This is a genomic window from Roseivivax lentus (assembly GCF_900156805.1).
GTDB lineage: Bacteria > Pseudomonadota > Alphaproteobacteria > Rhodobacterales > Rhodobacteraceae > Roseivivax > Roseivivax lentus.
On the sequence record NZ_FTOQ01000001.1, the window covers coordinates 111,244 to 123,705 of the forward strand.

13 protein-coding genes are annotated in these 12,462 nt (G+C 67.0%); 7 read left to right on the plus strand and 6 right to left on the minus strand.

Going from position 1 to position 12,462, the window contains the following annotated elements; genetic code table 11:
• Positions 1–3 precede the first annotated feature (3 nt).
• Both crtB and BW990_RS00550 read right to left on the minus strand, forming a co-directional pair.
• Positions 4–1,044, minus strand: a complete 1,041-nt coding sequence (crtB, locus tag BW990_RS00545; protein WP_076443936.1) for a 15-cis-phytoene synthase — start codon at positions 1,042–1,044, stop codon at positions 4–6.
• Positions 1,041–2,588, minus strand: a complete 1,548-nt coding sequence (locus BW990_RS00550; RefSeq protein WP_076443938.1) for a phytoene desaturase — start codon at positions 2,586–2,588, stop codon at positions 1,041–1,043. The genes crtB and BW990_RS00550 overlap by 4 nt, the downstream gene beginning before the upstream one ends.
• A gap of 123 nt (positions 2,589–2,711) precedes the next feature.
• On the opposite strand from BW990_RS00550, the gene crtA reads away from it, so the two are divergent.
• The 5 genes from crtA (at position 2,712) to BW990_RS00575 (ending at position 8,255) form a co-directional block, all read left to right on the plus strand.
• The gene (crtA, locus tag BW990_RS00555) at positions 2,712–3,428 is read left to right on the plus strand and encodes a spheroidene monooxygenase (protein ID WP_076443940.1); all 717 of its coding nucleotides are present in this window, start codon (positions 2,712–2,714) and stop codon (positions 3,426–3,428) included.
• Positions 3,429–3,430: 2 nt separating this feature from the next.
• Positions 3,431–4,435, plus strand: coding sequence for a magnesium chelatase ATPase subunit I (bchI, locus tag BW990_RS00560; RefSeq protein ID WP_076443942.1), 1,005 nt, complete (start codon positions 3,431–3,433; stop codon positions 4,433–4,435).
• Complete coding sequence (locus tag BW990_RS00565; RefSeq protein WP_076443944.1) at positions 4,432–6,114, plus strand: magnesium chelatase subunit D; 1,683 nt, start codon at positions 4,432–4,434, stop codon at positions 6,112–6,114. Before bchI ends, BW990_RS00565 begins: the two co-directional genes overlap by 4 nt.
• A gap of 1 nt (position 6,115) precedes the next feature.
• Positions 6,116–6,973, plus strand: a complete 858-nt coding sequence (gene bchO, locus BW990_RS00570) for an alpha/beta fold hydrolase BchO (RefSeq protein ID WP_076443946.1) — start codon at positions 6,116–6,118, stop codon at positions 6,971–6,973.
• A 97-nt stretch (positions 6,974–7,070) separates the two neighbouring features.
• The gene (locus tag BW990_RS00575) at positions 7,071–8,255 is read left to right on the plus strand and encodes an MFS transporter (protein WP_076443949.1); all 1,185 of its coding nucleotides are present in this window, start codon (positions 7,071–7,073) and stop codon (positions 8,253–8,255) included.
• Here the strand turns inward: BW990_RS00575 and BW990_RS00580 are convergent.
• The 3 genes from BW990_RS00580 to BW990_RS00590 are packed head-to-tail and all read right to left on the minus strand — an operon-like array spanning position 8,235 to position 10,548.
• On the minus strand, positions 8,235–8,846 hold the full coding sequence (locus tag BW990_RS00580; RefSeq protein ID WP_076443952.1) for a Smr/MutS family protein: 612 nt from the start codon (positions 8,844–8,846) through the stop codon (positions 8,235–8,237). The two genes, BW990_RS00575 and BW990_RS00580, sit on opposite strands and share 21 nt — an antisense overlap.
• Positions 8,843–9,850 carry a murein transglycosylase A gene (mltA, locus tag BW990_RS00585; RefSeq protein WP_076445064.1) on the minus strand — a complete coding sequence of 336 codons (1,008 nt, stop codon included), beginning with the start codon at positions 9,848–9,850 and terminating at the stop codon, positions 8,843–8,845. The genes BW990_RS00580 and mltA overlap by 4 nt, the downstream gene beginning before the upstream one ends.
• 38 nt (positions 9,851–9,888) lie before the next feature.
• On the minus strand, positions 9,889–10,548 hold the full coding sequence (locus tag BW990_RS00590) for a Tim44/TimA family putative adaptor protein (protein ID WP_076443954.1): 660 nt from the start codon (positions 10,546–10,548) through the stop codon (positions 9,889–9,891).
• A 106-nt stretch (positions 10,549–10,654) separates the two neighbouring features.
• On the opposite strand from BW990_RS00590, the gene BW990_RS00595 reads away from it, so the two are divergent.
• Both BW990_RS00595 and secB read left to right on the plus strand, forming a co-directional pair.
• Positions 10,655–11,185, plus strand: a complete 531-nt coding sequence (locus BW990_RS00595) for an FxsA family protein (protein WP_076443956.1) — start codon at positions 10,655–10,657, stop codon at positions 11,183–11,185.
• Positions 11,186–11,251: 66 nt separating this feature from the next.
• Positions 11,252–11,770: a protein-export chaperone SecB gene (secB, locus tag BW990_RS00600; RefSeq protein ID WP_076443958.1), complete on the plus strand. Its 519-nt coding sequence runs from the start codon at positions 11,252–11,254 to the stop codon at positions 11,768–11,770.
• A 1-nt stretch (position 11,771) separates the two neighbouring features.
• Here secB and dnaQ read toward each other — a convergent pair whose 3' ends face one another.
• Positions 11,772–12,461, minus strand: a complete 690-nt coding sequence (gene dnaQ, locus BW990_RS00605) for a DNA polymerase III subunit epsilon (RefSeq protein ID WP_076443960.1) — start codon at positions 12,459–12,461, stop codon at positions 11,772–11,774.
• Position 12,462: the final 1 nt, after the last annotated feature.

A 12,462-nucleotide genomic window follows, 5' to 3' on the forward strand; every position in this document is an offset into this window, starting at 1 on the left:
GAGTCAAGTAGAGCGGACACCGTCCTCCATCAAGGTCATGCCGCTCCTCCGGTCGCGTTCGGCGAGTTGGGCAAGCACCGAAAACAGCGTGTCCTGCCGGGTCCAGCTTTCCGGCGCCCCGATGGTCGCCGCATCCACGAGGAACGCGGTTTCGGCCAAGGGTCGCGCATAAAGCACCGCCGAGTGCGGCGTCACCGTACTGAGCCCGGTGCGCATGGTCGACAGGGCGAGCCAGCCGATCTTCTGCGCCTTGGTCGTGCGGGCCCGCCGGGTGATGCTGTCATGACCGGCCCGCGCGAGGTTGCCGCCGATGCCGTCATAGATGTGCCGCGCGGCGTAGATGCCCGGGCGGCAATCCACCGGCAGCGCCGACAGACCGGCCTCGGCCCTGAGGTATAGCCGCGTGGCTTCGGCCAGAAGACGGCGCACGATGCGCCGGATCGCGGCGCTCGGTTCCGGATGATCGAGGAAGGATTGCGGCTCTATTCTTGCCTGATCGAGCCAATCGAGCGGCAGGTAGAGGCGCCCTTCGCGGGCATCCTCACCCACGTCCCGGGCGATGTTGGTCAGCTGCATCGCAACACCCAGATCGGCCGCACGGGCCAGCGCGTCGGGTTCGCGGACGCGCATCAGGACGCACATCATTACGCCCACCGTTGAGGCCACGCGCGCGGAATAATCGCGCAGCTCCGACAGGGTCTGATAGCGGCGGCCCGAGGCATCCCAGCCCAGCCCCTCGAGCAGCGCTTCGGGGATCGCGCGCGGCATGTCGAAATCCTCGACCACGGCTGCGAAGGCGCGATCCGGCGCGGCATTTTCGGGACGACCCTCGTAGACCCGATCGAGCCGGTCGCGCAGGCGCAGCACCGCCTCGGCCTTGTGGGCGTTCAGATCGACCGCGTCATCCGCCAGACGGCAGAAGGCGTAAAGCGCCAGCGCCGGGTCGCGGACCCGCGACGGCAGAAGCTTGGAGGCGGCGTGAAACGACAGCGACCCGTGCCGGATCGCTTCCCGGCAGGCATCCATGTCGGCGGGCGCGATCATCTCGCGACCTCGCTCGGCACCGGCACGAGCTGGGCAAGCACCTCGGCGGAGGAGATGACGCCGGGCAGCCCCGCCCCCGGATGCGTGCCCGCCCCGGCCAGGAACAGTCCCTCGGCCTCTTCGCTGACATTGTGCGGCCGGAACCACGCGCTTTGCAGGATGCGCGGCTCGATCGAGAAACCGGTGCCGAACGGCGCGTTGTAGCGCGACTTGAACTCGAGCGGCGTCAGGATCTCCTCGGGACCGAGATGCTCGGCGAAGCCGGGCAGGAGTTGCGTCTCGAGGATGTGCGCGACCTTCTTGCGATAGGCCTCGCGCTCATTCGTCCAGTCGACGCCGTTGTCATGGCCCAGATGGGGCACCGGGGACAGCACGTAGAAGGTATCGTCGCCGTCGGGGGCGACGCTCGGGTCGGTCACGCTCGGGCGATGCACATAGAGCGACATGTCGTCGGACAGCTTTCCATTCAGGAAGATGTCCTGCACGAGCCCCTTGTAGCGCGGGCCGTTCAGGATCGTGTGGTGCCCCACATCGGGCCACATGTCGCGCGTACCCTTGGTGCCGAAATACCAGACGAAAAGACCCATCGACCAGCGGGACCGGTCGAGCTTGCGCTCGGTCCAGCGCTTGCGCGGGCGGTTGCGCATGAGGTGCGAATAGGTCCAGCCCGCATCGGCGTTCGACACGACGAGATCGGCGGCGATCTCTTCGCCCCCCGCAAGCCGCACGCCCGCCGCGCGATCGCCGTCGAAGAGTATCTCGTCGACGTCGGTCTCCATCCGCACGGCGCCGCCCTGTTCGCCGACGATGCGCGCCATGACGCGGGCGATCTCGGCCACGCCGCCCATCGCGTAATGCACCCCGAATTCCTTCTCGAGATGGCTGACGAGGATATACATGGAGGTCACGTTGAACGGGTCGCCGCCGATGAAGAGCGGATGAAACGACAGCGCCATGCGCAGCCGTTCGTCCTTCACCCGGCGCGCCGCGTGGGCATAAACCGACCGGTCGGCCCGCATCCGCGCGAAGGTCGGAAGCACCGCGATCAGGTCGCGCAGGCGGTGCATGGACCGGCGGCCCAGATCTTCGAACCCGAACCAGTACCGCGCTTCTGAGTCGACGAGAAACTTCTTGTATCCATCCACATCGCCCGGCGAGAGACGGCGCACTTCCTCGATCATGCGGTCGGTGTCGCCAGACGCCTCGAACCGGGACCCGTCCGGCCAGCGGATCTCGTAGAAGGGATCGAGCGCGCGGAGATCGATATCGTCCTCCAGCCTGCGCCCGCAGGCCGCCCACAATTCCCGAAAGACCTGCGGCACGGTCACGATGGTCGGGCCCAGGTCGAATCGATGCCCGTCCTTCCAGATGGCGGAGCCGCGCCCGCCCGGAACGTCGAGCCGGTCGATCACCGTCACCCGGTAGCCCAGCGCCCCGAGGCGCATCGCGGAGGCCAGCCCGCCCAGACCCGCGCCGATCACCACCGCATGCGGACCGGATTTCATGCGCGCCGCTTCGATCAGCGTTGTGTCAATTCGTGTCATGGTATGACCGTAGCACTGTCAACTTTTTCTTACAATCTCGCAGTTGTTCGCCCCTGTGGCGCCGAGACGCTTTTCTCGAAGCTATATATATGTCAGTCTTGGTTGACAGTTTTGGAATCCTTAATGCAAAGCGTGAGCCTTACCCTGTTCCGTTTCGACGGACTCGCTGCCCGGACTTGGGCCTTTGCCATGATGGGATTCGCCCGACCGATGATGCGCCGGGTTCCCGGGCTGAGCTTCTGGAAACTCTGCGGATCGGGCACAGGCGAAGGCTTCACACCGCTTCCGAACACGGCCGTCTATGCCATCCTGTCGGTCTTCGAGGACGAGGATCAGGCCCGTGCCGCCATCACGGCCGCCCGGCCCTGGTCCCTCTATCGCAACCGCGCGCGCGAGGCCTGGACCGTGTTCCTGTCGCCGATCTCGAGCCGCGGCGCCTGGTCCGGGGTCGCCCCGTTCGAAGTGCAGCGCGATACCCATGACGGCCCGCTCGTCGCGCTGACCCGGGCGACCGTGAAGCCCGCCATCGCGGCCCGGTTCTGGAAGCGCGTCCCGGATGTCAGCCGCTCCATCGGGTCCGACCCGAACGTGATGTTCAAGATCGGGATCGGAGAGGTGCCGCTTCTGCACCAGATCACCTTCTCGATCTGGCCCGATGCCAAGAGCATGGGCGCCTTCGCCCGGAAAAGCGGCCCCCATGCGGCCGCCATTGACGCCGTCCGGTCCGGGCGGTGGTTCAAGGAAGAACTCTATGCCCGCTTCCGCGTCACCGGAGAGCAGGGCACCTGGGATGGGCAGAGCCCGCGCCTGGGCACACAAATCGGTTCCCAGGAGGGATAGAGATGAAACACGCATTCCCATTTTCGGCCATCGTCGGCCAGTCCGAGATGAAATCGGCGATGATCCTGACGGCGATCGATCCGGGCATCGGCGGCGTGCTGGTTTTCGGCGACCGGGGCACCGGGAAATCCACCGCCGTGCGCGCGCTTGCGGCTCTGTTACCGCCCGTTTCGGTGGTGCGGGGCAGCGCCACCAACGCCGCGGCGCTGGACGATGTGCCCGACTGGGATCGCGGCGCGGGCGACGAGATCGTCGATGTCCCGACGCCGGTGATCGACCTGCCGCTCGGGGCAACGGAGGATCGCGTCGTCGGCGCGCTCGATATCGAACGGGCGATCACGCATGGCGAGAAGGCGTTCGAACCGGGCCTCCTCGCGCGGGCCAACCGGGGATATCTCTATATCGACGAGGTCAACCTCCTGGAGGATCACATCGTCGATCTGCTGCTCGACGTGGCCGCCTCGGGCGAGAACGTGATCGAGCGGGAAGGCCTGTCCATCCGGCACGATGCGCGCTTCGTGCTCGTCGGATCGGGCAATCCCGAAGAAGGGGAGTTGCGCCCGCAGCTTCTGGACCGGTTCGGCCTGTCGGTCGAGGTGCGCTCGCCTCAGGATGTCGAGGAACGGATCGACGTCATCCGGCGCCGCGCCGCCTATGACGTGAACCCCGAGGCCTTCCTGCAGAAATGGCGCGGCGAAGACCTCAATATCCGCAACTCGATCCTCGCCGCCCGCGCGGCCCTGCCCAACATAGAGACGAAAGATGCCGCCCTGCGCGATTGTGCCGAGCTGTGCCTCGCGCTCGGATCGGACGGGCTCCGGGGCGAGCTGACGCTGTTGCGCGCCGCGCGGGCGCAAGCTGCCTATGAAGGCGCGCCGAGCATCACCCGCACCCATATCCGCAGCGTCGCCGCGATGGCCCTGTCACACCGGCTGCGCCGCGATCCGCTGGACGAGGCGGGCAGCAGCGCCCGGGTCTCGCGACTGATGGCAGATATCCTCGTATGAAGCAGAGCCGGCCCGAGACCTGGGTTGCGGGGCATCTCGCACTCCTCCTGATCGCGGTCGATCCCGCGGGTCTGGGTGGCCTGCATCTGCGCGCACGCGCCTGTCCGGTGCGCGACGCGTTCCTGAACAGCGCGCCGGACGCGCTTTTACCCATGGTGCGCATCGCACCGACGCTCGACGACGACGCCGTGTTCGGGGGCACCGATATCGCGGAAAGCCTTCGACACGGGCGTCTTGTGCGGAAACAGGGTCTGATTTCGCGCGCCGGCACCCTGCTTCTGACGATGGCGGAACGCTTGCGTCCGGGCCGGGCCGCGCGGTTGTCCCAGCATCTCGACACCGCGGAAAGCGGGCCGATGATCCTGCTCGATGAAGGCATCGACGACGAGGCCGCGCCGCGGGTCCTGACCGAACGGCTGGCTTTCATGATCGACCTCGACGGTGTCCGGGCGTTCGAGCTCTCCGAACTCGCGCTCAGCCCCGAGGACGTGGCCGACGCGCGCGCCCATCTCGACCGGGTGACGATCCCCGATGCGGCCATCGCCGCGCTGACGGTGGCGGCGGCCCGGCTTGGCATCGGCTCGATGCGGGCGCCGGTTCTGGCGCTGGCCGCCGCGCGCGCCAATGCGGCTCTGCACCGGCGGAACACCGTCACCGAGGAGGATCTGAACCTCGCTGTCGAGCTGGTCTTCGCCCACCGCGCGACACAGCTTCCCGAAGACGCCGGCCCCCCGTCCCCGGATACCGAGCCCCCCGATACCGAGCCCGACACCGAGACGGAGCCCGAGGGCAAGGATCAAAGCTTCGACATCCCCGATGAACTTCTGGTCGATGCGGTGCGCGCGGTCCTGCCGGATGGGGCGCTTTTCGCCCTGAGCGACGCCGCGAAATCGCGCGCGCCCGCGCAAGGCACCGGCGCCGGTCGCCGTCGGCGCAGCAACCGGCGCGGACGGCCCCTGCCCGCGAAGCCCGGCAAACCGGGCAGCGATGCGCGGCTCGATCTCTTCGCAACGCTGCGCGCGGCGGCGCCCTGGCAGCAGATGCGCCGCGCGGCGCAGCCGGACCGAACGGGGTTGATCCTGAAATCCAGCGATTTCCGCGTGAAGGTCTACGAGGAACGTTCCGACCGGCTGATCATCTTCGTGGTCGATGCCTCCGGCTCGGCCGCGGTGACCCGACTCGCAGAGGCCAAGGGCGCGGTGGAGACGGTGCTGGCCGACGCCTATGCCAGCCGGGACCACGTCGCGCTGATCGCCTTTCGCGGGGACGGCGCCGAGGCGTTGCTGCCGCCCACGCGGTCGCTCGTGCAGGCCAAACGCGCGCTGGGCGCTCTGCCCGGCGGTGGCGGAACGCCCCTCGCCGCGGGATTGCGCGCCGCGGCCGACATGGCGCGCCGCGCGCAGGGCCAGGGCATGTCGCCCGCGCTGGCGCTGCTGACCGACGGTCGGGCGAATATCGGACTGACCGCGCCGGGACGCGAGGCCGCGCAGGCGGATGCGGAACGCTACGCGGCCCTGATCGCGGCGATGCGGCTGCCCGCGCTGGTGCTCGACACCAATCGGCGCCCGAAGGACGATCTGTCCGCGCTTGCGGGGATCATGGGCGCGACGTACCTGCCCCTGCCCCGGGCCGATGCGCAGGCGATTTCCCGGTCGGTCCACGATGCTTTGCGCAAGTGAGATGACGGTCACCGGGCCGCCCGCCGATTGGCCGTTGTCCGAGGCGTCCCGGATGGTCCTGTCGCGGCCCCATCACTGGCATGTTCAGACCCTGGGCGACGGTCCGGTGCTGCTGTTCCTGCATGGCGCCGGGGGCAGCACCCATAGCTGGCGCGATGTCCTGCCGCGCGTTCCGGGCTTCACCTGCATCGCGGTCGATCTGCCGGGACATGGCTATACCCGGCTGGGGTCGCGGCAGCGATCTTCGCTCGAATGCATGGCGCAGGACATTCGCGCGCTGGCCGAGCAGGAGGGCTGGCAGATCGTCGGCATCGTCGGTCATTCCGCCGGGGGGGCCATCGCCTTGCGCCTGTCGCAGATGCTGCCGGACCATCCGCCGGTTCTTGCGATCAATCCCGCGCTGCAACCCTTCGAAGGCCTCGCCGGCGTTGTCTTTCCCGTCGCGGCGCGCGCCATCGCATCGCTGCCCTTCGCTGTCGACCTCATTCACAAGACGCTCGTCGCACCCAGCCGCACCCGACAGCTTCTGGCTGGAACAGGGTCGAAAATCGACGAGACGGGCGCGGCGCTTTATGCCCGGCTGATGTCCCGCCGCGCGCATATCGAGGGCGCGCTTCTGATGATGGCGCAATGGACGCTGACCGGCCTCACGGCGGATCTGCCAAAGCTCGACACCCGGGCGCTGTTCCTCGCCGCCCGACAGGACAAGACGGTTCCGCCGGAAACTGCGAGCACCGCAGCCCGGCGCATGGCACATGCGGAAGTCGAATGGCTGGACGGCCTCGGGCATCTGGCGCATGAGGAGGAACCGGATCGAATCGCCGCCCGTATCGCGCGGTTCTTCGCCTCGGGATCGTGAAGCGCCGAGCCTGAGCCTACCTGCCGCCGACACCCCGAACCCTGTGAGGCCCCGTGTGAGCTTTCTCAAGGAAAACGCGCCATGGCTAGCGGCGGGAATGCTTCTGACGTTCCTGTCGAGTTTCGGCCAGACCTTCTTCATCTCGATCTTCGCGGGCGAGATACGCGCCGCCTTCTCGCTCAGCCATGGCGATTGGGGCGCGGTCTATGCCATGGGCACCATGCTGTCGGCGGTGACGATGATCTGGGCGGGCGCGCTGACCGATCGGTTTCGCAGCCGCGCACTCGGCACCGCGGTCCTGGTGGCGCTGGCGCTGGCCTGCCTGATGATGGCGTGGAACAAGATCGCGCTTCTCCTGCCGCTGTCGATCTTTTTTCTCAGGCTGTTCGGGCAGGGCATGACCAGCCATATCGCCCTTGCCTCCATGTCGCGCTGGTTCCTCGCCACGCGCGGGCGCGCGCTCAGCATCGCGAGCCTCGGCGTCACGGTCGGCAACGCGCTGGTGCCGGTTGTCTTCGTGGCGCTCATGGCGATCTACGATTGGCGCACGCTGTGGGTGCTGGCCGCATTCATCGCGCTGGCGGGGATTCCCGTGCTGGTGCTGCTTCTGCGCCGGGAGCGCACGCCGCAAAGCATGTCGGCGGACAACGTGGCCGCGCTGGGCATGTCGGGCCGCCACTGGACCCGCGTCGACGTGCTGCGTCACCCGCTGTTCTGGATGATGATCCCGGCGCTGGTCGGTCCGCCCGCCTGGGGCACGGCGTTCTTCTTCCAGCAGGTCCATTTCGTCGAGGTGAAGGGCTGGGCACTGATCGAGCTGGTGGCGTGGCTGCCGCTCTTCACCGCGGTGACGGTGGGGGCGATGCTGCTTTCGGGATGGGCCATCGACCGGTTCGGCGTCGCCCGGGTGTTCCCGATGTGGCTGCTGCCGGCCGCCGCGTCCTTTGCGATCTTCGCCATCGCCGCGACGCCGATGCAGGCGGGGATCGGCTTGATGGTCTTCGCTGTGACGCAGGGCGCGCAAGCCACCCTGCCCTCGGCATTCTGGGCCGAGTTCTACGGCACCCGCCATATCGGCGCGGTCAAGGCGATGGGAGCTGCGGTCATGGTCACGGGCACGGCGATCGGGCCGGGTGTGACGGGCTACCTGATTGATGCGGGTTTCGGGATCGAGAAGCAATATATCGGGATCGCGCTCTACTTCCTTGCCGCTTCGGTCCTGATGATCTTGGGCCTCGCGCGGTATCGCGGCGCGCTCGTCTCAGCGTCGGAAGCGGCGTAGATAGACGTAATAGGCGCCGCTGCCGCCGTGACGCAGATGCGCTTCGCTGATCTGCAACACACTGGCCGACAGGGGCGGCATGCGCAGCCATTGCGGCACCTGCGATTTCAGCACACCCCGGCGGCGCGGCGCGGCGTCATAGGGATCCTCGCGCTGGCCCTTGCCGGTGATGACGAGGACGAGGCGCAGACCCCGCGATTGCGCGGAATGGATGAAGCCGATGAGCGCCGGATGCGCCCGGTCGAGCGTCATGCCATGCAGGTCGATCCGGGCCTCGGGCTTCAGCTTGCCCCGCTTCATGCGTGTGAAGGCCTTGGCATCCATCGCCACTGAGTCCCGCGACAGACGCGCGGAGGTGGTTTCCGGCGCGGACCAGGTCGAGGGCCGTTGTGCCGCGCCCTGCCCCATATCGAAGCGCTCGACCGGCGCGGGCGTCGCGCGTTCCGTTCTGGGCCCGGTCTGCGGCGCCGAAATCGGGTAGGTGGCACCGGCGGGTTTCGCGAGCTTGCCTTGCGTCTCGAGCTTGCGCGCACTGCCCGCAACCCGGCCCCAAAGCTCAAGCTCCTCGGGGCGCAGTTTCCGCCGGCTCATAGCGTCGGGTCGGGCAGAAGCGCGTAGGCCCGCTGGATCGGAAGCAGCACGAACATCTGGCCCGGATCCTTGAGCGTTCCCGCCCATTTGCCCGCATCAGCACCGGTACCGGCAAAGATATCGGCCCGCTGCGCACCCTTGATCGCCGATCCGGTATCCTGCGCGATCATCAGCCGCCGCATCGCGTCGCGCCCGTCCTTTTCGATCCAGACCGGCGCACCCAGCGGCGTATAGGCGGGATCGACGGCAATCGTCCGCATCGCGGTGATCGAGCGGTTCATCGCCCCGAGCGGGCCTTTATCCGCCGGAACCTCGCTCACCTCGCGAAAGAACACGTAGGACGGATTGTGCAGCAGCAACTCTTCGCCCGCGGCGCCGTTCCGGCGCACCCAGTTCTTGATGACCTCGGCCGAAACCCGATGCGAGGGCAGGATTTCGCGGCGGATCATCTCGACGCCGATGGAGCGGTATTCGTGACCGTTCGAGCCGCCATAGCCCACCCGGATCACATCGCTATCGGGCAGCCGGATGCGACCCGACCCCTGGATCTGCAGGAAGAACAGCTCGACCGGATCATCGACCCAGGCGATCTCGAGCCCGCGACCCTGCATGACGTCCGATGTCAGGATTTCGCTTCGTGACAGCCATTGGCCGGCTTCGCGCGCCTCGGGCGGCATCTTGTAGACCGGCCAGCGGTACTTGCCGCCGGGATGGCGGGCGCCGTCCAGTTCAGGCTCGAAATAGCCGGTGAACAGCGCGCCCGGCGCGCCATGGGTGATGCGCACCGGACGGAAGAACAGCTCGAAGAAGGCGCGCGGTTCGGGATCGTCCCGGGCGGCGCGGCAGAGGGCGCGCCAATCGGGGTCCTTCAGGTCGCGGCAGGTTTCGAGGAACGCGGTCAGGGCGGCGCCGTGATCGTCGTCCGCCCAGCCTTCCAGCGCGTCGAAATCGAGGATTTCGTAGACGGGTCCGTCGTCCGAAGCGCGGGTCGGATCGGGTGCCATCAGCGTCACCCCCAATATTATCGCCAGAAGGCGCCGGATCATTCGCTCGTGGCGATAAGCTGCCAGTTCGGGTCGTCGCTGCCCATGCGGCGCGCATAGGTCCAGACGTCGCGCTGGCGCTTGATCTTCGTCGGGCTGCCCTCGACCAGCGTGCCTTCCTGATCGTAGACCGCGAAGGTCAGCTCACCCATGTAGCGCACCGTGAGTTCGGCCTCGTTGGTCTCGGGATCGAGCGTGGCTTCCTGGAGCGTCGTCTCGCGCACACCAACGAATTCGGCCTCGACGGTCAGGCCCTGCTCCTCGCGCTGGGCGATGCCGGCGGCGAAGGATTCGAATACTTCCTCATCCAGGAAGGGCCGCAGATCCTCGATCTCGCCCTTCTCGTATCCCATCAGGATCATCTCGTAGGCGCCGCGTGCGCCACCCAGGAATTCACCGACCGAGAAGGACGGCTCGATCCGCTTCATCTCGGCCAGGGCCTTCGCCGCGTCGGAATCCTCGGGCACATGGTCCACGATATCGGGGTCCGGACCACCCTCGATCACCTCGAAGCCGCGGCGATCGGGCGCAGGGACGCCGTCCGGTTGTGAGGGAGGCTTTTCGAAGCCCTCGCGCGTTCCCAGCACGTTTTTCAATCGCAGGATCAGGAAAACCGCAATTCCTGCGAGCACAAGTAGCTGTAGAATGGGCGAATTCATGGGACCTCTCGGGTGAGCCTGTAGAACCTGTCTCTTTGGGTTCCTATGTAGGCATGGCAGGTGCCCAAGTCCACTGATGCGGGGAAACCCGGGAAAGGAATTACCGATGTGGCTTCTCGTGGCGTTTATCGGCGTGCCGCTGATCGAAATCGCTCTGTTCATCCAGGTGGGCGGGCTGATCGGCCTCTGGCCGACGCTTCTGATCGTCGTGCTGACGGCCATGCTGGGCACGTATCTCGTCCGGTCGCAGGGTGCGCTGGCGCTGTCCGAGCTGAGATCGTCCTTCAACGATCTGCGCGATCCGACCGAGCCCCTGGCGCATGGCGCGATGATTCTGATCGCGGGGGCGCTTCTGCTGACGCCGGGATTCTTCACCGATGCGGTGGGCTTCGCGCTGCTGACGCCGCCGTTCCGGCGCGCCGCCATCGCCTATGCGCGGAAGCACGTGAAGGTCGAGCGGTTCGAGATGGGCGGACAGGCCCGCCGGGGCCCGGGACACGATCCGCGCGCGGGGCAGGGGCCCGGGCCGCACAAATCCCCGCCGCGGGACGGCGACGTGATCGAGGGCGAGTATGTCGAGGTGGACCCGTCGAAGCGCCCGACCCATCCCGGCAACTCCGGATGGACCAAGCATTGAGGTCATGCCGCGCAGTTGGTAAGCGAAACGCAACAGATCTGATCCATTCCTGAAAGGACCGCGTCCATGAGCGATGCTTCCACAAATGCCGGTGCCGGAAACGGCGCAGCCCAGACCCCCGTCCAGCCCAAGATGAACATCCTCGCGCAATTCATCCGCGACATGTCCTTCGAGAACGTGCTGGCCCAGAAGGGCGCCAAGGGCGAGACGAAGCCCGACATCCAGGTGCAGGTGAACCTCGACGCGCGCAAGCGGCAGACCGAGGGGCAGTACGAGGTGGTGATGAAACTGCACATCACCAACAAGTCGAAGGACTCGGGCGACACGCTGTTCCTGCTCGAGCTCGATTACGCGGGCATCTTCCAGGTCGAGAACATTCCCGACGAGCAGCTGCATCCCTTCCTGCTGATCGAATGTCCGCGGATGTTGTTCCCGTTCGCGCGCCGGATCGTCGCCGATGTGACCCGCGATGGCGGCTTCCCGCCCCTGAACCTCGAGACGATCGACTTCATCGCGCTGTACCGGGCCGAATTGCAGCGCCGCCAGCAGGCGCAGGCTGCCGCACCCGCAACGGGTCAGGCGTAAGTCACAGCTTTCGCCAGAGTGCGTCTTCTCCGAGTTTCTCGACAAAGGCGGCGTGAGCCGCCTTTTCGCTGTCCGTGATCCGCGGGGGCAGGGGGGTGTCGCGCCGTTTCGGGCGCCAATCCGTCTCTGTTCCTGCGGAACGTGCCCCGGACTGGGCAGTGCTCAGCCCGAAATCGGGCTGCTTGCCGCCGATCAGCTCAAGATAGACTTCCGCCAGGATCTCGCTGTCCAGAAGCGCGCCATGCAGGGTACGCGAGGAATTGTCGATGTTGAAGCGCCGGCACAACGCATCGAGCGAGGCCGGTGAGCCCGGAAATCTGCGCCGCGCGATCTCGAGCGTGTCGATGGCCTGATCCCAGGGCAGGGCGGGGCGTTTGACCCAACGCAGCTCGGCGTTGAGGAATTTCATGTCGAAGGCCGCGTTGTGGATCACCATCTTCGCATCGCCCACGAAAGCCAGGAAATCGTCGACGATCTTCGCGAAGACCGGCTTGTCGCGCAGAAAGTCGTCGCCGAGCCCGTGCACCGCGAAGGCCTCCTGCGGCATGCCGCGTTCGGGATTGATGTATTGGTGATAGGTGCGTCCGGTGGCGACATGGTTCCACAGCTCGACCGCGCCGATCTCGACGATGCGGTCGCCGCTTTCCGGATCGAAGCCCGTGGTTTCGGTGTCGAGGACGATTTCGCGCATG